We start from the raw sequence: 22,996 nt of genomic DNA on the forward strand, positions 1-22,996 counted from the left end.
GGCGAACGCGTCATGATGCGCTGCAACAGTTTCGTCTGGACTTGAGGGTGGCTTGCTCCGAAAGTCGGCCCAGTCCAACAGCCGGGATATCAGCGCTTGACCGAGTCCGCCTCCGCCGCCACCCAGCCCGCCGATGCCGACGGACGGGTCGAGGCCCTCAAGGCAGAGATTCTGAGGAAGCTCACCTACTCGCTGGGCAAGAATGCCTCGGTCGCGCAGCCGCATGACTGGCTGACCGCCGGCATTCTGGCGGTGCGCGACCATGTCGTCGATGTCTGGCATCGCTCGACCCGCGAGAGCTACGAGACCGGCCGCAAGCGCGTCTATTATCTCTCGCTCGAGTTCCTGATCGGCCGCTCGCTCGGCGACGCGCTCAACAATCTCGGCCTCACCGGGCCGATGGCGCAGGCGATGGCCGAACTCGGCGTCGATCTCTCGGCGATCGAGTCGATCGAACCCGATGCGGCGCTCGGCAATGGCGGCCTGGGCCGTCTCGCCGCCTGCTATCTCGAGGCGATGGCCTCGACCGGCGTTCCGGCGCTCGGCTACGGCATCCGTTACGACCACGGCCTGTTCAAGCAGCGCATCGACGGCGGCAAGCAGATCGAGGTGCCCGAGGACTGGCTCTCCTTCCGCAACCCCTGGGAATTCGAGCGCCGCGAGGCCTCCTACAAGATCGGGTTCGGCGGCTCGCTGACCGCCACGCAGAAGCCCGGCGAGGTCTTCTGGGAGCCGGAGGAGACGGTGTTCGCCGTCGCCTACGACACGCCGATCGTCGGCTGGCGCGGCCGGGACGCCACCACGCTGCGTCTCTGGCGCGCGCGCGCGATGCACCCGCTCTCGCTCGACGCCTTCAACCAGGGCGACATCGTCGGCGCCGTGGCCGAGCGCAACCGCGCCGAGGCGATCTCCAAGGTGCTCTACCCCAATGATTCCACCCCGGCGGGGCAGGAATTGCGGTTGCGGCAGGAGTTCTTCTTCACCTCCGCCTCGCTGCAGGATCTGGTGCGCCGGCATTACCGCCAGTTCGGCACGCTCGACAATCTCGCCGACAAGGTCGCGATCCAGCTCAACGACACCCATCCCTCGCTGGCCGTCGCCGAGCTGATGCGCCTGCTCGTGGACGAGCACGGCCTGCCCTGGGAAGAGGCGTGGACGATCACCAACGCCACCATTTCCTACACCAACCACACCCTCCTGCCGGAGGCGCTGGAGACCTGGCCGGTGGCGCTGATGGAGCGGCTGTTGCCGCGCCACATGCAGATCATCTTCGCCATCAACGCCCGCTTCCTGGAGGAAGTCCGGCGCTCCAGCGGCGGCGAGACCGTCGATCTCTCGACGATCTCGCTGATCGACGAGCATCACGGCCGGCGCGTGCGCATGGCCCATCTCGCCTTCGTCGGCTCGCACACGGTCAATGGCGTCTCGGCGCTGCATTCCAAGCTGATGGAGCAGACGGTCTTCGCACCGCTGCATGCGATCTTCCCCGGCCGCATCACCAACGTCACCAACGGCATCACGCCGCGGCGCTGGCTCTTCGGCGCCAATCCGGGCCTGACGAAGCTGCTGCAGGAGGTCTGCGGCGAGGACATGACCGACCATATCGGCCAGATCCGTCGCCTCGCGGCCCATACCGGCGACGCCGCGCTGCACCAGCGCCTCGCCGCCATCCGGCGCGAGAACAAGCTCAAGCTCGCCAAGATCATCCGGCAGGACACCGGCGTGACGGTCGATCCCGACGCTATCTTCGACGTCCAGATCAAGCGCATCCATGAATACAAGCGCCAGCTGCTGAACATCCTCGAGACGATCGCGCTCTATGACGCGATCCGCTCCGAGCCCTATCGCGACTGGGCGCCACGGGTGAAGATCTTCGCCGGCAAGGCGGCTTCCAACTACGGCACCGCCAAGGCGATCATCAACCTGATCAACGACGTCGCCGTCGTCGTGAACAACGACATCACCACCCGCGACCGGCTCAAGGTCGTCTTCCTGCCAAACTACAATGTCAGCGCGGCCGAGGTCATCATCCCCGCCGCCGACGTGTCCGAGCAGATTTCGACCGCCGGCATGGAGGCGTCCGGCACCGGCAACATGAAGTTCGCCCTCAACGGCGCGATCACCATCGGCACGCTGGACGGCGCCAATATCGAGATCGGCGAGCGCGTCGGCGCCGACAACATCGTCATCTTCGGCATGACGGCCGAGGAGGTCGAGGCCGCCAAGCGCAGTCCCCGCCCGACGAGCGAGGTCATCGCCGCCACGCCCCATCTCGAAGGCGTGCTCGATGCGGTGGCGTCGGGCGCCTATTCGCCGCGCGAGCGGGACCGCTATCTCGGCCTCGTCGAGGGCCTGCGCGCCAATGACTGGTTCATGGTGCTCAACGATTTCGAGAGCTACCGCAAGGCCCAGCGCCGCATCGACTCGCTCTGGGCCGACCAGGGCAAGTGGTGGCGCATGTCGGTGACCAACACCGCCCATTGCGGCTGGTTCAGCGCCGACCGCGCCATCCGCGAATATGCGCAGCGGATCTGGCACGTGCCGACCTCGCCGGACGCCACGGCCGGGGGCTGAGCCAGGTGCCGACACCTGCGCTGGTCGCCTGCCCGCTGCCCGCCCGCCTCGGCGCGGTGGCCGGCGAGGCGGGCGTGACCTTCGCCGTCTTCTCCCGCCACGGCGAGCGCATTGACCTCTGCCTCTTCGACGAGGCGGGCGAGGCGGAGATCGCCCGCCTGCCCCTGCCCTGCCGCAGCGGCGATATCCATCACGCCCTGCTGCCGGGCGCCGGCCCGGGCCTGCGCTATGCATTGCGGGCGGAAGGCCCCTGGCAGCCGCAACGCGGCCACCGCTTCGACGCGTCGAAGCTCCTCGTCGACCCCTATGCGACGCGGATCGACCGGCCGTTCCGCTGGGACCCGCGGCTGGCACATCAGGGCGTCGACACGGCCGATGTCGTGCCGCGCGGCATCGTCGGCGGCGCACAGCCTGTCGCAGCGGGAGCACCGGACCGGGCTCCGGCCTTCATCTACGAACTCGCGGTGAAGTCCTTCACGATGCGACACCCCGTCGTGCCGGAGCGCATCAGGGGAACGCTGGCGGCCCTCTGCGAACCCGCCGTGCTCGATTACATTCAGGGGCTCGGCGTCAGCCATGTCGAGCTGATGCCGGTCGCGGCCTGGATGGACGAGCGCCATCTGCCGCCGCTCGGTCTCGCCAATGCCTGGGGCTACAATCCGGTCAATTTCGTTGCACTCGACCCGCGGCTCGCACCGGGCGGCGAGGCCGATCTCGCCCGTCTCTGCGCGACCTATGCCCAGGCCGGCATCGGCATCATCCTCGACATCGTCCTGAACCACACCGCCGAGAGCGACGAATTCGGCGCGACGATCAGCCTGCGCGGGCTCGACAACGCCGTCTATTACCGCCACGCCGCGGACGATCCCGGCAAACTGATCAACGACACCGGCTGCGGCCACACCCTCGCCCTCGACCGCGCGCCAGTCGTCCGTATGGCGATGGACGCGCTGCGGCACTGGCGCCGCCTCGGCGTTGCCGGCTTTCGTTTCGATCTCGGCACGGTGATGGGACGATCGGATACGGGCTACTCACAGGATGCGCCGCTCCTCGCCGCGATCGGGCAGGACCCCGATCTGTCGCAGGCGCTGCTGATCGCCGAGCCCTGGGACATCGGGCCCGGGGGCTATCGCCTTGGCGAATTCCCCGCGCCCTTCGCCGAATGGAACGGCCGCTACCGCGACGATATTCGCCGCTTCTGGCGGGGCGACGCGGGAATGGCCGGCGCGCTGGCGACGCGGCTGGCCGGCTCCGCCGATCTCTTTGCCGCCCGCCATCGCGGGCCGCTGGCGAGCATCAACTTCGTCGCCGCCCATGACGGCTTCACCCTGGCGGATCTCGTTTCCCATGCGGGCAAGCACAACGACGCCAATGGCGAGGGCAATCGCGACGGCGAGAGCGAGAACCACAGCTGGAACAACGGCGCCGAGGGACCGACGGACGACCCGGCGATCACGGAAGTCCGCCACCGCGATCTCCGGGCGTTGCTGGCGACACTGTTCTTGTCGCGCGGCGTGCCGATGCTGACCGCCGGCGACGAGTTCGGCCGGACGCAACACGGCAACAACAACGCCTATTGCCAGGACAATGAAGCGTTCTGGCTGGACTGGGCGGGAGCGGACAGCGACCTCGCCACCTTCGTGGCCCGGCTCGCGGCGTTGCGCGCGGAGCACCCGCTCCTGTCGGCCGCGACCTTCCTGAGCGGAACCGGCGAACCGCCCGACGCGCGCTGGCTGAAACCCGATGGGACGCCGATCGCGGACGAGGACTGGGGCCAGCTGGAGGCGCTTTGCCTGGAACTCAACGGCGACGGGGACTCCCTGCTGATCGCCGTCAATCGCTCACACGAGGCGATGCCGCTGACGCTGCCGGGGCAGAGCTGGAGGCGCCTGCTCCCGCCCACCGACACATCGCAGGCGAGCCTGCCGGAACGGAGCGCCGCCTTGTGGCAGCGCGGCGAGGCAAGGCCCGGCGATCCCGATCCCGGATCGACATAGCCAAGAGAACGGAGAGCCCATGATCATACACAGACGACCGGTCGCTCTGGCCTTGGCGGGACTCCTCGCGATGGCATCGGGCCTCACTCCCCTGGCCGCTCAACCGGCGCAGCCGTGCGGCACGCCCAAGGATGTGCAGGCGGAATGGCGCGCGCTCGACTCTGAGCTTCAGCGCCTCGGCTATTCCGTCAAGCAGCGGCAATCTCTACTCGCGACCGCGCGAAAGGAGATGGCCGGCATCTTCGCCGGCCAGCAGCCGCGCGGATCGTCGGCATGCTCTCCAAATCAAAGCACTGCCATGGTGCTCGGCTGCACCCGCTCCGTCCTGCCGGGGACCCTGTCGAGCGGGCCGGCCAATCTCGATGAGCCCAAGCCTTGGCGCGACGATAAGCGCTTCAAGCCTCCATGGAACGCAAAGACCTATACCGTCAGGGAGTTCCTGTTCATCGGCATGTACTCCACATGTCTCTCGAACGCGATCAAGCTGATGTAGGTCAACCGCTCACATCAGCACGATCAGTGACCGCGGCGACAGCGTCAGCTCCATATCGGCCTTGAGCCCCTTGCGGCCCTCGTCCGAGCCGGGCCCGGTCTCTGTGTCGAGCACCACCGACCACGAACCCTGTTTCACCCGCGGCGGGAGCGTGAAGGGAACGTCGCCGTCGAAGGCGTTGAACAGGATCAGCGCCTCTTCGCCGCCCTGTTCGACATCCGGCATATGCATCAGCAGGCCGATGGCGCGCAGGCCCTCGTCATCCCAGTGCTCCTCCTGCTGGTCGCCGCCCGCCGGATTGACCCATCGCAGCACGCAGCCGTCGCGGAAGGAGGCGCGCCGGAAGATCGGGTGCTCGGCCCGCAGCTGCGTCACCTGCTGGACGAAGCGGGTCAGCGCATGGTCGCGCTCGGTCAGCTCCTCCCAGCGCATCCAGGCGATCTCGTTGTCCTGGCAGTAGACGTTGTTGTTGCCGCGGTTGGAATGCCCGTGCTCGTCCCCGGCCAGCAGCATCGGCGTGCCATGGGAGAGCAGCAGCGTCGCCAGCAGGTTGCGCTTCTGGCGCTCGCGGGCGGCGAGGATGCCCTCGTCGTCGGTCGGTCCCTCGGCGCCGAAGTTGAAGGACAGGTTGTGGCCGTGGCCGTCCTTGTTGTCCTCGCCATTCGCGGCGTTGTGCTTCTCGTTGTAGGACACGAGATCGGCGAGCGTGAACCCGTCATGGGCGGTCAGGAAGTTGACGCCCGCCCAGGGCCGGCGCCCCCGCAGATCGTAGATGTCGCCCGAGCCGGTGACCCGCGCGGCGAGGTCGCGCACGATGCCGGGCTCGCCCTTCCAGTAGGCGCGCGTCGTGTCGCGGTACTTGTCGTTCCACTCGCCCCAGCCGGGCGGAAAACCGCCGACCTGATAGCCGCCCGGACCGATGTCCCAGGGCTCGCCGACGAGCTTGACCTTGCGCAGCACCGGGTCCTGCCCGATCGCGTCGAAGAAGCCGCCGCGCGGGTCGAAGCCATGTGGCTCGCGCCCCAGAATGGTGCCGAGATCGAAGCGGAAGCCGTCCACCTCCATGACCTCGACCCAGTAGCGCAGCGAATCCAGGATCATCTGCAGCACGCGCGGATGGCTGGTGTTGACCGTGTTCCCGGTGCCGGTGTCGTTGATGTAGAAGCGCGGCTCGTCCGGCATCGTCCGGTAATAGGCGAAGTTGTCGATGCCCTTGAAGGAGAGCGTCGGCCCCATCTCGTTGCCTTCGGCCGTGTGGTTGTAGACCACGTCGAGGATGACCTCGAGCCCGGCATCGTGGAACTTGCGCACCATGTCGCGGAAGGACGCGAGGCGCGCCTTGCCCTCGTAGCGCTGCATCGGCGCGAAGAAGCCGATCGTGTTGTAGCCCCAGTAGTTCGTCAGGTTCCTGGCGGCGAGGTGGTGGTCGTCGAGATAGGCATGGACCGGCAGAAGCTCGACCGAGGTGACGCCGAGGCTCTTGATGTAGTCGACGATCGCCTTCTCGCCGAGCCCGTCGAAGGTGCCGCGCCGATCCTCCGGCACGGCCGGATGCAGCTTGGTGAAACCGCGCACATGGGTCTCGTAGAAGATCGTCCGGTCCCAGGGGATGTTCGGACGCGCCGGCGGGTTGGGGTCGGCGCGCCAGTCGCAGACCACGCATTTGGGCATGAAGGGCGCGCTGTCGAGCTCGCTGAAGCTCAGATCCTTCTCGCCCTCGCCGTCGACGACATAGCCGTAATGGGCGTCGTTCCAGTCGACCGAGCCGGAATACTCCCTGGCATAGGGGTCGAGCAGCAGCTTGTTGGGGTTGAAGCGATGCCCCTCCTCGGGCGCGAAGCGGCCATGGACGCGGTAGCCGTAGCGCTGGCCGGGCTTCACCCCCGGCAGATAGCCGTGCCAGATCTCGTTGGTGTAGTCCGGCAACGTGATCCGCGCCGTCTCGCTGGTCCCGCTCTCGTCGAACAGGCACAGCTCCACACGCTCGGCATGGGCGGAGAAAATCGCGAAATTGGTGCCCTCGCCGTCATGGACGGCTCCCAGATCGGTGCTGTCGCCCGCCTGGACGTCGAAATGCGTGGCCTTGCGGTCGGACATGGGATCCCCTGTACGGATCAGGCCGGACGGGTGCCGGCGGCATCATGCCGCTTCCCACCCCGTCACATCCTCGTCGCGAGCCTGCCGCAGACCGTCTAACGTGGGCTGGCTGTGCCGAGTTCCGGAGCACGGCCCCGAAATTGCATGAAATTTTTGCACTGCACCGGGAACAGCGTACCGCCGAACGCGTTGGGGATTACAACTGCCTGGGGAACGCGGAATGGCCGAGTCGCTGAAGGAAACGGGCATCGACGGCAGCCCCTCCACCTCGGGTCACGCGCTGACCTATGCGCCGGCCGTGAAGGACGGTGCTCCCGACCTTGGCGCCAAGCTCCCCGGCACCACGCGCCTGCTCTTCGTCACCTCCGAAATGGGCGATTTCATCAAGGCCGGCGGCCTCGGCGAGGTCTCGACCGCCCTGCCGCGACAGCTGCGCACCCTCTGCGACGTCCGCGTGCTGCTCCCCGGCTTCCGCCAGGTCCGCACCGCCAGCCCCGCCATGGACATCGTCCGCGAAATGCCGCGCACGGCGAGCCTGCCGCCCTGGTCGCTCGGCCGTTTCCGGACGCCGGACGGGCTCACCATCTACGCGGTGCTCTGCGACGAGCTCTATGATCGCGAGGGCTCGCCCTACGGCCCCTTCTCGGGCGGCGATTTCGTCGACAACGACATCCGCTTCGCCCGGCTTTCGCTGGCGGCGGCCGAGATCGCGGCCGGCGAGGCCGACCCCAACTGGAAACCCGACGTCGTCCACGTCAACGACTGGCCCTCCGCGCTCGCGCCTGGCTACATGCGCTGGAAGGGGCTCGCCACGCCCTCGATCCTGACCATCCACAACCTCGCCTATCAGGGCCTCTACCAGCCCAGCCGAATGACGGCGCTCGGGATTCCCGACCTCGCCTTCTCGGTCAACGGCGCCGAGTTCCACGGCAAGATCTCCTTCCTGAAGAGCGGCATCTACTACAGCTCCCACGTCACCACGGTCAGCGAGACCTATGCCCACGAGATCACCACGGCCGAGCATGGCTGCGGGCTCGATGGCCTGCTCCGGCAGCGCATGCAGGAGGGGCGGCTGACCGGGATCGTCAACGGCATCGACGACAGCTGGGCTCCGCCCGCCCCCGGCGCCACGCGCGGCGTCCGCCAGTGGAAGCGCCGCAGCGCCGAGGACATCCGCAAGAGTTTCGACCTGCCGCCCTCGCGCGGCCCGCTCTTCTCGATCATCTCGCGCCTGGTCCACCAGAAGGGAATCGACCTCTCGATCGAGGCGGCCGAGACGATCATCGCCCGCGGCGGGCAGCTCGTCGTCACCGGCCGCGGCGAGCCGCGACTGGAGGAGGCGGTGGAACGGCTCGCCCGTCAGCATCCGCGTTCCGTCGCCGCGCGCATCGGCTTCGACGATGCCGAGGCACGGCGCATCTTCGCCGCCAGCGACTTCCTGCTGATGCCCTCGCGGTTCGAGCCCTGCGGGTTGAGCCAGATGTACGCCCAGCGCTCGGGCGCGCTGCCGATCGCCTACCGCACCGGCGGGCTGGTCGACACGATCGAGGACGGACAGTCGGGCTTCCTGTTCTCCTCGCTGACGGGGGCCGGCCTGTCCTCCGCTGTGACCCGCGCCTTCGACGCCTTCCGCTCCAAGGCGGCCTTCCTGCAGATGCGCCAGCACGCCATGGCCAAGCGCTTCGACTGGAGCCGGCCGACGAACCGCTACGCCGATGTCTATGCGAGGGCTCTCGCCAGCTGATCGCGGTCGGCCAGCAGGGCCTCGCTTCGGGCTCGGGCCGTTCGGCCCGCCAGCGGACTCACGCAAAGGCGACAGCCAGCGCGTCCACGGACGGCCGGCTCTGCATGATGACGGCGCCGATCCTATCTCTTCGACGCGGCGGGCTTTGCCTTCGCAGCCGCGGCCTTGGCCGGGCTCTTGGGCGCAGCCTTGGCCGGAGCCACCTCGGCCGGCTTCTCGGCCACGGCCTTGCCCTTGGCGGGAGCGGCGGGTTTCGCGGCACGCTGGGTTGGCGCCTTCGCCTTGACGCCCGCGTTCTTGTCGGCGCTGGCGGCGACCCGCTCCTCCGCCATCCGCCAGTGCTGGGCGTCGCGGCCCTGGGGCTTGCCCTCCGCCTCCCAGATCGCATAGGCCACGTCGCGGATGGTCTGCTCCCGGCTCATTCGGCATCCTCCCTCTCACATGCCAGCATTGCTGTGCGACAACCGGACCGGATGCCGATGGTTCCAGAGCCTCTTGGAGGGCTTCGGGAATCGCCGGAGAATGCAGGCCGTGGCGCGGAACGCGGGCGGGCTTCGCTGCGTTGCATCATCGACGATTCCCCACCGCAGGTGGAGTCGCATTCGCGCTGGAGCCCGACCGAATGACGCGACCGATGCCGCTCAGACTGCCCCGCCTCCCGGCACGCGACATCGATGCGCTCGTCGCCGGGCGCCACCCGGACCCCTTTGCCGTCCTCGGCCGCCATATCGTCGAGGATGTCGCTCTGGTGCGCGCCTTTCTCCCGGGCGCGAACTATGTCGAACTCGTGACCGGCGAGGGCGAGACGCGGCGCGCCGTGCCGATGATCGACGCGGGCGGCGGCCTCCATGAGGCGCCCTGCCCGACCGACGGCCCCTATCGCATCCGCACCGCCTGGCCGGGCGGCATCACCGAGACGGCAGACCCCTACAGCTTCGGCCTGCTGCTCTCCGACGACGATCTCCACCTTGCCGCCGAGGGGCGCCATTTCGATCTCGCGACGCGGCTCGGCGCCAATCTGCGCGAGATCGACGGCGTCGCCGGCGTGCTCTTTGCGCTCTGGGCGCCCAACGCCGCCCATGTCGCGGTGGTCGGCGATTTCAACGGCTGGAACGCCTCCCGCCACCCGATGCGCCGCCGCCTGGAGGCCGGCATCTGGGAGCTGTTCATCCCCGGCGTCGAGGCGGGCGCCGTCTACAAATATGCGCTGGTCTCGGGCACGGGCGAGGCCCTGCCCTGGAAGGCGGACCCGCTCGCCCGGCGCACGGAACTGCCGCCGCGCACCGGCTCGGTCGTCGCCGAAGCGCCCGCCTTCGCCTGGACCGATTCCGACTGGCTGAAGGCGCGCGAAACCGCCGACCCGATGACGGCGCCGATGAGCCTCTACGAGGTCCATGTCGGCTCCTGGCTGCGCACGGAATGGGGTCAGATGGGCTCCTGGGACGAGGCCAGCGAGCGCCTGATCCCCTATCTCCAGCATATGGGCTTCAGCCATGTCGAGCTGATGCCGATCACCGAGCATCCCTTCGGCGGCTCCTGGGGCTACCAGCCGCTCGCCCTCTTCGCGCCGACCGCGCGGCTCGGGCCCCCCGAGGCCTTCGCCCGCTTCGTCGACCGCTGCCACGCCGCCGGCATCGGCGTGATCCTCGACTGGGTGCCGGCGCATTTCCCCTCCGACGAGCACGGGCTCGCCCGCTTCGACGGCACGGCGCTCTATGAGCATGAGGATCCGCGCCAGGGCTTCCACATCGACTGGAACACGCTGATCTACAATGTCGGGCGCAGCGAGGTCCGCGGCTTCCTGATCGCGTCGGCCCTGTTCTGGATCGAGACCTTCCACCTCGACGGCCTGCGCGTCGATGCGGTCGCCTCGATGCTCTATCGTGACTACAGCCGCAAGCCGGGCGAATGGGTGCCCAACCATCTCGGCGGCCGCGAGAATCTCGAGGCGGTCAGCTTCTTCCAGGAGCTCAACACGCTGGTCGGCGCGCGCGGCCGGGGCGCCGTCACCATCGCCGAGGAATCGACGGCCTGGCCGGGCGTGACGCGGCCGGTCCACCATGGCGGGCTGGGCTTCCATTTCAAATGGAACATGGGCTGGATGCACGACACGCTGCGCTACATTGCCCATGATCCCGTCCATCGCGGCTATCACGGCGACGACGTCACCTTCGGCCTCGTCTACGCCTTCTCGGAAAACTTCGTGCTGCCGATCTCCCACGACGAGGTCGTGCACGGAAAGGGCTCGCTGCTCGCGCGCATGCCGGGCGACGACTGGCAGCGCTTCGCCAATCTGCGGCTCTATCTGGCGATGATGTGGACCCATCCGGGCAAGAAGCTGCTCTTCATGGGCTGCGAGTTCGGCGCGCAGGACGAATGGTCCGTCGACGCCCCCTTCCCCTGGCCGCATCCCTTCGACGAGCGCCGGCAGGGCGCCTCGAAGCTGGTGCGCGACCTCAACGCGCTCTACCGCGCGACGCCGGCCCTGCACCGGCTCGACCACCAGCCCGAGGGTTTCGCCTGGATCGTCGCCGACGACAGGGCCAACGCCGTCTTTGCCTTCAGCCGCGCCAGCCGTCCCGGCGCCGCCGAGGTCCTCGTCGTCGCCAACATGACGCCGGTGCCCCGCCACGACTATCGCATCGGCGTGCCGCATGCCGGGCTCTGGCGCGAGTGGCTGAACAGCGACGCCCAGATCTATGGCGGCTCGAACCTCGGCAATGGCGGCGCAGTGGAGACACACGGCGTCGCGGCCCATGGCCACCCGCAGAGCCTGTCGCTGCTGCTGCCGCCGCTCGGGCTTCTGGTGCTGGAGCATGACGCTCACGGCGTGGAGGGCGCATGACCTCCCGGCCGTCCACCGCCATCATGGCCGATCCAACCCGCCCGCGGAGCCCTGCATGAGCGACGACATCCTGCGCCAGCTCGCCGTCAAGGCCGGCATCGCGCCGCGCTGGACCGAGCAGACCGGGACGGAGCGCGAGGTCTCCGCCCAGAGCCTGCGCGTCATCCTGCAGGCGCTCGGCCTGCCGGCCGGGACCGATGCGGATTTGCGCCAGTCGCTGGCGACCGTCGAGGCCGGCGCGAACCTCTCCGCCCAGTCCCGCTTCACCACCGCCCGCACCGGCCAGCCGGTCGTGCTGCCGATCGCAGCCCAGGCGGGAAGCCCGGTCGAGCTCACCCTCGATGGCGGGACGCGCCGCACCCTGCGCTCCGAAGAGGGCTATGACGGCTCGCTCACCCTGCCGGCCTTCGACCGGCCGGGCTACCACACCGTCCATCTCGACGACGGCGATTTCACCATCGCGACCGCACCCGAACGCTGCATCACCTTTGCCGATCTGAACGGCGGCGCCCCGGGCTTCGGCCTGACCGCGCAGCTCTATTCGCTGCGGTCACCGGACGATGGCGGCATCGGCCATTTCGCCGGCGTGACCGCGCTTGGACGGGCGGCTGCCGCGCGCGGGGCCGATGCACTGGCGATCAGCCCGGTCCATGCGCTCTATGGCGCCTCGCCCGAGCATTTCAGCCCCTATTCGCCCTCGACACGCCTCTTCTACAACCCGCTGCACGCCGACCCGGCCGCCGTCCTGCCGGAGACGCTGCTGCGCGAGATCATCGCGCGCGAGGGCCTGGGCGAGGAGATGGACCGGCTCTCGACGCTCCGCCAGATCGACTGGCCGGCCGCCACGCGGCTGCGCCAGCGCCTGCTACGGGCCCTGTTCGAGACGCTGCGCGCAGCCGACGGCAGCGGCGGCCCGGCCCGCGAGGCGCTGGACCGGGCGCTGGCGGAGGCGTCGCCGCTGCTGCGCTCCCACGCCGTCTTCGAGGTGCTGCACGCTGCCGAGTTGCGTCGGGACCCACAGGCCTGGCGCTGGCGGGACTGGGACGCCCCGTTCCGCGACCCCGACGGGCCGGCGGTCGCAGCCTTCGCGGCCGCGCACGCCGCGGAGGTCGACTACCAGATCTTCCTGCAATGGCTCACCGGCTCCTCCTATGGCGCCGCCCAGCGGGCCTGCCGCGAGGCGGGCATGAAGGTCGGGCTCATCGCCGATCTCGCCATCGGCATGGACGCCTCGGGCAGCCATGCCTGGAGCCGGCAGCATGAAGTCCTCGGCGGGCTCAGCGTCGGCGCCCCGCCCGACTATTATGCCGCCGAGGGGCAGAGCTGGGGCCTGACGACCTTCTCGCCGCGGGGGCTGGCGGCCTCGGGCTTTGCCCCCTTCATCGAGACCCTGCGGGCGAGCCTTCGCCATGTCGGCGGCATCCGCATCGACCATGTCATGGGACTCAGCCGGCTCTGGCTGGTGCCGGAGGGGGCGTCCGCGATGGAGGGCGCCTATGTCGCCTTTCCCTCCGAGACCCTGTTCCGGCTCGTCGCGCTCGAATCCTGGCGCCACAGCGCCATCGTCATCGGCGAGGATCTCGGCACCCTGCCCGACGGCTTCCGCGACGATCTGCGCCGGCAGGGCGTGGCCGGGCTGCGCGTGCTGCGCTTCGAGAAGAGCGATCACGGCTATATCGCGCCGGAGCATTGGGATGCCGGCGCCGCCGCCCTCACCACGACGCATGATCTCATCCCCACCGCCGGCTGGTGGGCCGGGGCCGATCTCGAGCCCAGCGACGACGGCGTCGATCACCAGGGCATTCGCGCCTGGGATCGCGGCGTGCTCTGGGGCGCCTTCCAGCAGGCCGGGCTGGTCGAGGGCGAGCGCCCGGCTCCAGAGGAGACCGACCCGGTCGTCGACGCCGCGATCCGCTTCATCGCCCGCACGGCCTGCACGCTGAAGCTGCTGCCGATCGAGGATGCGCTGGGCATCCGCACCCAGCCGAATGTGCCGGGCACCACGACCGAAAAACCGAACTGGCGCCACCGGCTCGATGGCGACGCCGCCTCGCTGCTCGACGACGAGCGCGTCAGGCGGCGCCTCGCGGACCTCGGGCCGCCGCGTTCGGAGGGCTGAACAGCCCCGTCATTGCGAGGAGCGCAGCGACGAAGCAATCCAGAAGGACTGGGCAGACCGTTCGACCCGGTCCTCCTGGATGGCTTCGCTGCGCTCGCAATGACGGGGTTAGCTCCTCCCCTCCACGATCTCCGCGATCGCCTCGAGCAGCCGGGTGTCGTCGCCCGCCAGCCCCTCCATCGCCGCCATGCGCGCGATCACCGTGCCCGCCACCGCCTCCTCCACCGTGTCCTCGGCATAGGCGTAGAAGATCGTCGCGTGCTGGCCGTCGCGGTGGCAGCGTCCCTCGATCTGCTGAAGCTGGATCGCGCTGTGGCGCATGTCGTGGATCACCAGCGAGCGTTCGCGCTCGCCGCCCGGCATCTCGCCGCGATGCAGCGAGATCGACTCGGTGACGGTGAAGATGACGGCGTCGAGCTGCCCGGTCTGGAAGGACAGCCGCGTCTCCTCGTTCTGCAGGCCGCTGCGCTCGCCATTGATCTCGCCCACGCGCCAGCCGCGCCCCCGCAGCGCATCGGCCAGCATCGCACTGGTCTCGAGGAAGGCGACGGAGACTGCCACCTGCTCGTCATTGCCGAGCAAATCATCGCAGAAGTCGACCGTGCCTTGGATGCGCAGCAGGCTCGCCTTCTGGCGGAAGCGCAGATCGGCCGCCCAGCCCTGCGGCTTGCGCGTCGACCCGCCGGCCAAGCCGAGCTCTTTGCGGAACTCCCGCCAGGTCGCCTCGTAGAGCTTGCGCGCGGCGGCATCCAAGGCGACGGGGGCGAGTTCACGCTGCACCTCCGGCCAGCCCGCAATCTCCTCCGGCCGGCGCCGCAGCCCGATCGCGCGCGGGCCGCGATAGAGCAGGCCCGCCATCCGGGCGCGGTCGGCCTCGTTGGGCTCCCAGCTCCAGTTCTTCCAGCGCCCCCTCGCCCTGCCCATCTTCAGCCGCTTCATCAGCTGGCGGAAACCATCGAGATCGGCGCTCGGCATGTCGGCGGCGCGCGCCAGCAGCGGCCCGAGATAGGACAGCTCGTGCGGCGACTGGCCGGCGGTCGCACTCATATAGATCGTGAAGGAGGCGGCGGCCGCCATCTGCCGGCAGACCAGCCCCTGCTGCGAGTTGGGGTTGCGGATGCGATGCGCCTCGTCGATCACGACCAGCGGCCAGATCCGCCTGGGGACGCCGAGCTTGGCGAGCTCGTTGTTCTTCGCCCGCACCGAGCGCTTCTTCGAATCCGGCGGCGGCGCCAGCAGCGACTTCGTCTTCTCGAAGTTCATCAGCGTGACGCGCTTCGCCGGCAGGCCCGACAGCGCCATGGTGCGCCGCCATTGCGGGATCGCGCCCTTGGGGCAGATCACCAGAATCTCGTCCTCCGGCATCACCGAGAGTGCGAGCCAGGCCGAGAGCGTCTTGCCGAGGCCCGTGAGGTCGCCGAGCAGGAAACCGGGCGCTCCGCCTGCGCGCGCTGCGAGGATCGCCGCGCAGGCGACGCGCTGGTGGTCATGGGGCACCATCAGCCGCTCCGCGTCCGTCATCGGGCGCACAGCCGTCGCGCGCCATCGCCGGTGGCCGATTCCTGCATGGGCATGGCAGTATCAACACGTCGCGGCCCCGGCAACGGGACCGCCCTTGTCCAGCGGCCTTACAGACAGCGAGCTTCCATGACCCGCGCCCAAGCCATCGCGCATGCGCAAGACTATTTCGACACCGGCGCCTTCAAGAGCGACCTCGGCCGCCTCATCGCGATACCGACCGAAAGCCAGAACCCCGATCGGGCGCCGGTCCTGACGGAGTATCTCGAGCGCGAGATGCGCCCGCTCTTCGAGGGGCTCGGCTTCGAATGCCGCATCCTACACCATCCCAAGGCCAAGGGCCCCTTCCTCTTCGCCCAGCGCATCGAGGATGAGAGCCTGCCGACGATCTTCGGCTACGGACATGGCGACGTCATCCGCGGGCTCGACGCGCAGTGGAGCGAAGGCCTCTCGCCCTGGACCCTGACCGAGCGGGACGGCCGCTGGTACGGCCGCGGCGTCGTCGACAACAAGGGCCAGCATGTCATCAACATCAATGCCTTGCGCGCCGTTCTTGAATCGCGCGGAAAGCTCGGCTTCAACGCCAAATACCTGATCGAGATGGGCGAGGAATCCGGTTCGCCGGGCCTGCGCGAGCTCTGCGCCGACGAGGCGCAGCTGTTCAGGGCGGATGTGCTGGTGGCCTCCGACGGGCCGCGGCTGAATGCCGAGCGGCCGACCGTCTTCCTCGGCGCGCGCGGCGTCATCACCTTCGACCTCTCGATCGTCGCGCGCGACGGCGGCCATCACTCCGGCAACTGGGGCGGCATCCTCTCCGACCCGGCGATCCAGCTCGCCCACGCCATCGCCTCGATCACCTCCCCCACCGGCCAGATCCGCATCCATGAATGGGTGCCGAAGGAACTGCCGCGCGCCGTGCGCGAAGCGGTGGCCGATTGCGTCATCGACGGCGGCCCCGACGGCCCGGTGATCGACCCCGGCTGGGGCGAGCCGGATCTCTCGCCGGCCGAACAGGTCTTCGGCTGGTGCTCCTTCGACGTGCTGGCGATGAAGTCGGGCGTGCCGGAAACGCCGGTCAATGCCGTGCCGCCGAGCGCCTGGGCGCGCTGCGCGCTGCGCTTCGTCGTCGGCATCGACCCGACCGACGTCGTGCCGGCGTTGCGCCGCCACCTCGACCGCCATGGCTTCAAGATGGTCGACATCGTCATGCCCGGCGCCGAGCGCTTCGGCGCAACGCGGCTCGACCCCGAGGATGACTGGGTGCGCTTCACCATCGCCTCGATCGCCCGCAGCACCAACAAGAAGCCGGCGCTGCTGCCCAATCTCGGCGGCTCGCTGCCCAACGACATCTTCGCCGAAGTGCTCGGGCTGAAGACGATCTGGGTGCCGCATTCCTATCCCGGCTGCTCGCAGCATGCGCCCGACGAGCACCTGCCCGTCGAGATCGCGCGCGAGGCGCTGGGCCTGATGGCGGGGCTCTATTGGGACATCGGCTCGGGCGAAGCGCCGCCGGTGTGACCCCTATTCCATCGGCTGCCGCGGCCCGCGGTCCGGCGGCATGTCATAGGGCGTGGCCGGGGGAGCCTCGGGCGGCGCGTCCGGCGGCAGCTCCGGCGGCGGTTCGGTCGGAATGCCCTGAGGCGCCTCGTCGGGCGGCATCTCGACCGGCGGCGCCGGCGGCACCTCGCCCGGCATCAGCGGCGGCGCCTCGGGCGGCGGCGTCGGGATGGCGGGCATGCTGCCCGGATCGGCTTGCGCTTCCAGGAAATCGGTCATGCGTTGGTCCTCGCTTCGCAGGACCAACGCATCATCACCGGCAAGGTTGCGCCCCGACGAACGCCCGGCAGACATGAAAACGACGCCGGCTCGCGCCGGCGTCGCTTCAGAGGCTTCAGACCTGCGCCGCTACTTGAACGAAGGCGGCGCGTTCAGATCGAGACCGGGCAGGCCCCCCGGTCCCCCCAGGCCCGGGATCTGGATCGAGTCGAACTGCTTGTCGATCGCCTTCTGGTCGAGCTGAACCGCCGATGCCTTGTAGTGCATCACCATCTGCGGGAACGACACGACCAAGGCCACCATGATGCACTGGATCACCACGAAGGGCACGGCGCCCCAGTAAATCTGCCCCGTGGTCACCGGCTCCATCATCGTGCCCGTGACCTTGTCGCGGTAGCGGTCCTTCGGTGCGACCGAGCGCAGGAAGAACAGCGCGAAGCCGAAGGGCGGGTGCATGAAGGAGGTCTGCATGTTCACGCCCAGGATCACGCCGAACCAGATCAGGTCGATGCCGAGCTTCTCGGCGGCCGGCCCGAGCAGCGGGACGATGATGAAGGCGAGCTCGAAGAAGTCGAGGAAGAAGGCGAGCAGGAAGACCATGATGTTGACCACGATCAGGAAGCCCGTCGCGCCGCCCGGCAGCCCGACCAGCAGATGCTCGACCCAGAGATGGCCGTTGACGCCGTAGAAGGTCAGCGAGAACACGCGCGCGCCGACCAGGATGAACAGCACGAAGGCCGAGAGCTTGGCCGTCGATTCCGTCGCCTGCTTCAGCAGGTCGAAGGTCATGCGCTTCTTGCCATAGGCCAGCAGGATCGCGCCGGCCGCGCCCATGGCGCCGCCCTCCGTCGGCGTCGCGACGCCGATGAAGATCGTGCCCAGCACCAGGAAGATCAGGGCCAGCGGCGGCACCATCACGAAGATAACCTGCTCGGTCATCCGCGAGAGCAGGTTCAGCCCCAGCAGCTTGTTGACGATGGCGATAACGAAGGCGATGGCGACCGCGATCGACATGGTCAGGATGACGAAATCGGCGCCCGCCTGGATCTTGGTGAAGATCTTCATGATCGCATAGGCCGCGCCGAAGGCGATGATCGTGATCACCAGCAGCGAGCGACGGCGGGTCTGGCCATCGGCATCGCGCAGCGTCTGCGCCTCCGGCGGCAGGCCGGGCGCGCGGCTCGGGTAGATCATCGTGACCAGGAAGACATAGCCCGCATACATCGACGACAGCACAAGGCCCGGGATGAAGGCGCCCTCATACATGTCACCGACGGAGCGGCCGAGCTGGTCGGCCAGCACGATCAGGACGAGCGAGGGCGGGATGATCTGCGCCAGCGTGCCCGACGCCGCGATGACGCCCGAGGCGAGACGCCGGTCATAGCCGTAGCGCAGCATGATCGGCAGCGAGATCAGGCCCATCGAGATGACGGACGCCGCGACGACGCCGGTGGTCGCCGCCAGCAGCGCACCGACGAAGATCACGGCATAGGCGAGGCCGCCGCGCACGGGGCCGAAGAGCTGGCCGATCGTGTCCAGCAGATCCTCCGCCATGCCCGAGCGCTCGAGGATGAGGCCCATGAAGGTGAAGAACGGGATCGCAAGCAGCACATCGTTGTTCATCGTGCCGTAAATGCGCTCCGGCATCGCCTGCAGGAAGTTCTCCTGGAACAGGCCGAGCTCGATGCCGACGATCGCGAAGAGCAGGCCGTTGGCGGCCAGCGCGAAGGCCACCGGATAGCCCAGCAGCAGGAAGACGACGAGCGCGGCGAACATCACCGGCGCCATGTTGACGCGCAGGAAGTCGCCGAGGCCGGCGGCATGGGCCTCGCCGGTGTGGAGGCCGAGGAAGGCGACGAAGGACAGCGCCAGCAGCAGTCCGGCGGCGCGGGAGAAGCGGGAGACGGTCATGACGGAGATCCGGCGGTCGTTCGGGGTGCTCACGAAGCCACCCCCTGCTGCTTGGCCTGCTCGAGCAGGCGATGAGCCTCGGCTTCGGCCGCGGCGGCATGACCGCGCAGCGTCTCGTCGTCCTCGAGCTCACCGCGCATGATCGCGACCTGCTTGATGATCTCGGAGACGCCCTGGACCGCCAGCATCACGAAGCCGATCACGACCAGCCCCTTGGCCGGCCACTGCGCCAGACCACCCGCCGAGAGCGACTGCTCGTTGATGGCGTATGAGCGGACGAAGAAGGGCCAGGAATGGTAGATCATCAGCAGGCAGAACGGCATCAGGAACAGCGTGTGGCCGATCAGGTCGATCCAGCGCTGCACGCTCTTGGGCAGCAGGCTGTTCACGATGTCGATGCGGATGTGCTCCTTCACCTTCAGCGTCCAGGATGCACACATCAGAAAGACCGCGCCGAACAGCATCCACTGCAGCTCGAGCCAGGCATTCGACGACATGTTGAAGACCTTGCGGACGATCGCGTTCACGGTCGCGACGATCACCGCGAGGAGGATCAGCCAGGCGATTTTCTTGCCGATCTGCTCGTTGATCGTGTCGATGACACGGCTGAGCTGGAGTAATCCCTTCACGTCGGTGCTCCCGATTCCCGTGCGGCGCCTTGTTCTACAAGCAGGCCCCGTCCGCGTTTCGGTTATAGGAAGGCCATGCCGCGCACAAGCGCCGGGAACCCTTATCCAAAAGGTCGGGTGCCGGGATTTTCGGCAGGACGCTGCAACAGGCGGTGTCGACGCGCCGACCGGCCGCTCGAGGGCGGCGACACCCCTGAGGCAGGCGCGTAGCGGACCTGCCCAGACCTAGCGATGATGTTTGGAGGAAGGGTCCGTGGTGGGTGATGTAGGGCTCGAACCTACGACCCGCTGATTAAGAGTCAGCTGCTCTACCAACTGAGCTAATCACCCATACGCCACGAAGCGCACGCCGTTTCGCGGCCAAGGCCGCGTCAGGCAGGCCGGCGATGTAGCAAAGCCCCCCGCCCCTGTCCACCCACCTGTGACAGAAATATGTGAGACCCGCGGCGGCGGCCCCGCGGGGCCTGCCGACGCGGTTAACGTGCCCGCTCAGGCCGCCTTGCGGTTCAGCAGGTGATAGAGCGCGATCGCCCCGAAGGTCGCGGTGCCGATGCCGCCGAGCTCGAAGCCGAAGATCGGCAGCTTGAGGTCGCCCGCGCCCAGAATCAGCGCGGTCGCGACCGTCAGCAGGTTCTTGGGCTGCGCGAAATCGACCTGGCTCTCGACCCAGATGCGCCCGGCCGTGGCCGCGATCAGGCCGAAGACCACGACCGCCAGCCCGCCGAGCACGGCCACGGGAATCGTCCCGATGACCGCGCCGAACTTCGGCGAGAAGCCCAGCACCAGCGCGATGATGCCCGCCGCGACAAAGACCAGCGTCGAATAGACCCGGGTCACCGCCATCACGCCCATGTTCTCGGCATAGGTCGTCACGCCCGTGCCGCCGCCGGAGCCCGCGATCATCGTGGCGACGCCGTCGGCCATGAAGGCGCGGCCGATCAGCGGGTCGAGATTGCGCCCGGTCATCACCGCGATGCCCTTGATGTGCCCGAGATTCTCCGCAACCAGGATGATCGCGACCGGCGCGATCAGCCCGATCGCGCGGGCGTCGAACACCGGCGCGACGAAATTCGGCAGGCCGAACCAGGCGGCCGCCGCGACGCGGCCGAAATCGACCGGCGGCGCGCCGAAGCTCGCAGCCGTCAGCGCATAGACGACATAGGCGAGCAGTCCGCCGATCAGGATCGGCAGGCGCTGGGCCAGCCCGCGGCTGTAGACCGATACGACCGCGACGGTGACGACGGTGAACAGCGCGATCCACTTCGTATAGGCGCTGGCCGAGATCATGTTCATCGCCACGCTGGTGAGATTGAGGCCGATCGCGGCCACCACCGCTCCCGTCACCACCGGCGGCAGCAGCTTCTCGATCCAGGCCGTGCCGACCGCCTGGACCAGCAGGCCGATCGCGGCATAGAGCGCGCCGCAGGCGATGATGCCACCGAGCGCCACGCCGATGTTCGGATTGGGGCCGGAGCCGGCATAGCCCGTGGCCGCGATCACCACGCCGATGAAGGCGAAGGAGGAGCCGAGATAGCTCGGCAGCTGGCCGCGCGTGACGATGAAGAACAGGAGCGTCGCCACGCCCGAGAAGAAGATCGCAACATTGGGGTCGAACCCCATCAGGATCGGCGCCAGCGCGGTCGCGCCGAACATGGCGACGACGTGCTGGAAGCCAGCGATGACGGTCTGGCCGACCGGCATCCGCTCGTCGGGCATGACGGCACCGGAGGTCTTCAGGGTCCAGTTCGGGAAATAGCCCATGGCGATCGTCTCCAGCTGAAGCGGCTCGGCACCGCCGGCTCGAAGCGATGACAGGCAAGGATCGCGCCCGCCAAGTCGGGCGCTGGGCCGCATCCACAGGATTCGCAGGTGGCGTCAGCCGGCGAGCCGCTGGGCCACCGAAGCGGCGAACGCGTTGACGCTGCGCGCCAGTTCGTCGGCGACATTGCCGACCGAGGCGGAGCGGGTGTTCATCTCCTCGACCGAGGACCCGACCCGCTGAACGGCACTGAAGCTCTGGGCGACGATGTCCAGCGCCGTCTCGACCTCGCCGGCGGTGCTCTGGGCATCCTGCGCCATGGCCTGCGTGACGGCGAGCTGCTCGCCGAGCGACCGCGCGATGGCGGAGGCGACATCCGCCATGCCCGTCACCGAACCGTCGATCCGGGCGATCGAGCCGACGCAGCGCTGCGTCGCCTCGCGGATCGCGTCGATGCGCGCCGCGATCGTGCCGGTGGCGCTGGTGGTCTGGGCCGAGAGGTCCTTGACCTCGCTGGCGACGATGGCGAAGCCCCGCCCGGCCTCGCCGGCGCGCGCGGCCTCGATCGTGGCGTTGAGGGCGAGCAGATTGGTCTGCGCCGCGATGTCGGAGATCAGGTTGACGACGGAGCCGATCTCGCCGACGAGGCCGGCCAGGCTCTCGATGGTCTGCCGCGCCTCTGCGGCGGACGTCACGGCCTGCTGCGCGATGTCGGCCCCCTCGCGCGTGCTGCGGTCGATTTCGCCGATCGATTGCCGGAGCTGCTCGGTCGCGACCACGGTCTGCAGCACGGCCTCGCGCACGCGTCCGAGGCTCTTGCGGCTCTCCGTCATGCTGAGGCCGGCGCTGCGCGAGACCTGGGCGCTGTCAGCCGCGACCTTGCTCAAGGTGCTCGACGCCTGCGTCGCGGCCTCCGACACCTCTCCGACCCGGTTGCGAAAGCCCTCGGTCAGGGTCTCGATCTCGGCCCCGCGGGAGACCGCCTGGGCCTCCTGCTTCAGGTAGACGACCTCCATCGCGCAGACGAAGTCCACCATCAGGAGTTCGACCATCCTCCTGCAGTCTTCAGCGGCGGCACGCCCCGAAAAGCGGCGCCGCCGGCCGATCTCGGGGAAGGCCGCGCGCACGGCTGCAAGGATCATCACGCCATGCGCGCGGGCCCCGAACGGTGTGCTGGCCTCGGCCGTCACCACCTCGCGGAGAGACCGCAGATAGGCGTCATCGAAGGCCGCGTCGAAGACAGCCGCGCCATGCCCTGCCAGGGCCGGCTCGAGCACATGGCGATACCGCACGGCCGCGTCGTTCATCCGCTCATGGTGAACGAGACGGTCGAAGTGCAACGCGACACCCGGCGTCAGCAGCGGTTTGACCACCGGGCCGAGGCTGCGCATCAGGCGCAGCGTCGTCTCGTCGATCCCCATCAGCGGGAAGCGCGACTGGGGCGTCCCTGACCGCAACGCGGCTGTCGGATCCGGCTGCTGATTGTCGGTCGAGCTCATGCCCCGGACGATAGGCCGCCATGGTTAACGCATCG

General features: G+C 68.7%; 15 protein-coding genes and 1 tRNA gene. 7 read left to right on the forward strand and 9 right to left on the reverse strand.

Annotated features, from left to right (window positions below):
- Nucleotides 1-96: 96 nt before the first annotated feature.
- The 3 genes from BSY19_RS20615 to BSY19_RS20625 are packed head-to-tail and all read left to right on the forward strand — an operon-like array spanning nucleotide 97 to nucleotide 5,064.
- Nucleotides 97-2,574, forward strand: coding sequence for a glycogen/starch/alpha-glucan phosphorylase (locus BSY19_RS20615; protein ID WP_069055775.1), 2,478 nt, complete (start codon nucleotides 97-99; stop codon nucleotides 2,572-2,574).
- Nucleotides 2,481-4,571, forward strand: a complete 2,091-nt coding sequence (gene glgX, locus BSY19_RS20620) for a glycogen debranching protein GlgX (RefSeq protein WP_335622309.1) — start codon at nucleotides 2,481-2,483, stop codon at nucleotides 4,569-4,571. The genes BSY19_RS20615 and glgX (BSY19_RS20620) overlap by 94 nt, the downstream gene beginning before the upstream one ends.
- Nucleotides 4,572-4,590: 19 nt before the next feature.
- Nucleotides 4,591-5,064 carry a hypothetical protein gene (locus tag BSY19_RS20625; protein ID WP_069055776.1) on the forward strand — a complete coding sequence of 158 codons (474 nt, stop codon included), beginning with the start codon at nucleotides 4,591-4,593 and terminating at the stop codon, nucleotides 5,062-5,064.
- 9 nt (nucleotides 5,065-5,073) lie between these two features.
- Here BSY19_RS20625 and glgX (BSY19_RS20630) read toward each other — a convergent pair whose 3' ends face one another.
- Nucleotides 5,074-7,161 carry a glycogen debranching protein GlgX gene (gene glgX, locus BSY19_RS20630; RefSeq protein WP_069055777.1) on the reverse strand — a complete coding sequence of 696 codons (2,088 nt, stop codon included), beginning with the start codon at nucleotides 7,159-7,161 and terminating at the stop codon, nucleotides 5,074-5,076.
- A 220-nt stretch (nucleotides 7,162-7,381) separates the two neighbouring features.
- Between glgX (BSY19_RS20630) and glgA the strand changes: the two genes are divergently transcribed.
- Complete coding sequence (glgA, locus tag BSY19_RS20635; RefSeq protein WP_069055778.1) at nucleotides 7,382-8,905, forward strand: glycogen synthase GlgA; 1,524 nt, start codon at nucleotides 7,382-7,384, stop codon at nucleotides 8,903-8,905.
- Between the two features lie 122 nt (nucleotides 8,906-9,027).
- Here glgA and BSY19_RS20640 read toward each other — a convergent pair whose 3' ends face one another.
- Nucleotides 9,028-9,327 carry a DUF2934 domain-containing protein gene (locus tag BSY19_RS20640; RefSeq protein ID WP_069055779.1) on the reverse strand — a complete coding sequence of 100 codons (300 nt, stop codon included), beginning with the start codon at nucleotides 9,325-9,327 and terminating at the stop codon, nucleotides 9,028-9,030.
- Between the two features lie 212 nt (nucleotides 9,328-9,539).
- Between BSY19_RS20640 and glgB the strand changes: the two genes are divergently transcribed.
- Nucleotides 9,540-11,750, forward strand: coding sequence for a 1,4-alpha-glucan branching protein GlgB (gene glgB / locus BSY19_RS20645; protein WP_069055780.1), 2,211 nt, complete (start codon nucleotides 9,540-9,542; stop codon nucleotides 11,748-11,750).
- A gap of 55 nt (nucleotides 11,751-11,805) precedes the next feature.
- Entirely contained in the window at nucleotides 11,806-13,869 is a 2,064-nt protein-coding gene (gene malQ / locus BSY19_RS20650; protein WP_069055781.1) for a 4-alpha-glucanotransferase, read from the forward strand.
- A gap of 108 nt (nucleotides 13,870-13,977) precedes the next feature.
- Here the strand turns inward: malQ and BSY19_RS20655 are convergent, their stop codons facing one another.
- Nucleotides 13,978-15,390: an SNF2-related protein gene (locus tag BSY19_RS20655; protein WP_069055782.1), complete on the reverse strand. Its 1,413-nt coding sequence runs from the start codon at nucleotides 15,388-15,390 to the stop codon at nucleotides 13,978-13,980.
- A 126-nt stretch (nucleotides 15,391-15,516) separates the two neighbouring features.
- Between BSY19_RS20655 and BSY19_RS20660 the strand changes: the two genes are divergently transcribed.
- Nucleotides 15,517-16,905 (forward strand): M20 family metallopeptidase, encoded by a 1,389-nt coding sequence (locus BSY19_RS20660; protein WP_069055783.1) that lies wholly within the window; start codon nucleotides 15,517-15,519, stop codon nucleotides 16,903-16,905.
- A 3-nt stretch (nucleotides 16,906-16,908) separates the two neighbouring features.
- Here the strand turns inward: BSY19_RS20660 and BSY19_RS28040 are convergent, their stop codons facing one another.
- From BSY19_RS28040 to BSY19_RS20690, 6 genes are all read right to left on the reverse strand, one after another.
- Nucleotides 16,909-17,163 (reverse strand): hypothetical protein, encoded by a 255-nt coding sequence (locus tag BSY19_RS28040; protein WP_069055784.1) that lies wholly within the window; start codon nucleotides 17,161-17,163, stop codon nucleotides 16,909-16,911.
- A 129-nt stretch (nucleotides 17,164-17,292) separates the two neighbouring features.
- Entirely contained in the window at nucleotides 17,293-18,951 is a 1,659-nt protein-coding gene (locus BSY19_RS20670; protein ID WP_069057278.1) for a TRAP transporter large permease, read from the reverse strand.
- A 152-nt stretch (nucleotides 18,952-19,103) separates the two neighbouring features.
- Nucleotides 19,104-19,703, reverse strand: a complete 600-nt coding sequence (locus BSY19_RS20675) for a TRAP transporter small permease subunit (RefSeq protein WP_069055785.1) — start codon at nucleotides 19,701-19,703, stop codon at nucleotides 19,104-19,106.
- Nucleotides 19,704-19,957: 254 nt separating this feature from the next.
- Nucleotides 19,958-20,033: transfer RNA gene (locus tag BSY19_RS20680), tRNA-Lys, on the reverse strand.
- A gap of 159 nt (nucleotides 20,034-20,192) precedes the next feature.
- Nucleotides 20,193-21,464, reverse strand: coding sequence for a solute carrier family 23 protein (locus BSY19_RS20685; RefSeq protein WP_069055786.1), 1,272 nt, complete (start codon nucleotides 21,462-21,464; stop codon nucleotides 20,193-20,195).
- A gap of 114 nt (nucleotides 21,465-21,578) precedes the next feature.
- Nucleotides 21,579-22,961 carry a methyl-accepting chemotaxis protein gene (locus BSY19_RS20690; protein WP_069055787.1) on the reverse strand — a complete coding sequence of 461 codons (1,383 nt, stop codon included), beginning with the start codon at nucleotides 22,959-22,961 and terminating at the stop codon, nucleotides 21,579-21,581.
- Nucleotides 22,962-22,996 lie beyond the last annotated feature (35 nt).

This window comes from Bosea sp. RAC05, assembly GCF_001713455.1.
GTDB lineage: Bacteria > Pseudomonadota > Alphaproteobacteria > Rhizobiales > Beijerinckiaceae > Allobosea.

Coding starts and splice junctions, on each gene's coding strand:
- BSY19_RS20625 (WP_069055776.1), top strand. CDS start 4,591: ATGATCATACACAGACGACCGGTCGCTCTGGCCTTGGCGGGACTCCTC.
- glgX (WP_069055777.1), bottom strand. CDS start 7,161: ATGTCCGACCGCAAGGCCACGCATTTCGACGTCCAGGCGGGCGACAGC.
- glgA (WP_069055778.1), top strand. CDS start 7,382: ATGGCCGAGTCGCTGAAGGAAACGGGCATCGACGGCAGCCCCTCCACC.
- BSY19_RS20640 (WP_069055779.1), bottom strand. CDS start 9,327: ATGAGCCGGGAGCAGACCATCCGCGACGTGGCCTATGCGATCTGGGAG.
- glgB (WP_069055780.1), top strand. CDS start 9,540: ATGCCGCTCAGACTGCCCCGCCTCCCGGCACGCGACATCGATGCGCTC.
- malQ (WP_069055781.1), top strand. CDS start 11,806: ATGAGCGACGACATCCTGCGCCAGCTCGCCGTCAAGGCCGGCATCGCG.
- BSY19_RS20655 (WP_069055782.1), bottom strand. CDS start 15,390: ATGACGGACGCGGAGCGGCTGATGGTGCCCCATGACCACCAGCGCGTC.
- BSY19_RS20660 (WP_069055783.1), top strand. CDS start 15,517: ATGACCCGCGCCCAAGCCATCGCGCATGCGCAAGACTATTTCGACACC.
- BSY19_RS28040 (WP_069055784.1), bottom strand. CDS start 17,163: ATGACCGATTTCCTGGAAGCGCAAGCCGATCCGGGCAGCATGCCCGCC.
- BSY19_RS20670 (WP_069057278.1), bottom strand. CDS start 18,951: ATGGCGCCGGTGATGTTCGCCGCGCTCGTCGTCTTCCTGCTGCTGGGC.
- BSY19_RS20685 (WP_069055786.1), bottom strand. CDS start 21,464: ATGGGCTATTTCCCGAACTGGACCCTGAAGACCTCCGGTGCCGTCATG.
- BSY19_RS20690 (WP_069055787.1), bottom strand. CDS start 22,961: ATGAGCTCGACCGACAATCAGCAGCCGGATCCGACAGCCGCGTTGCGG.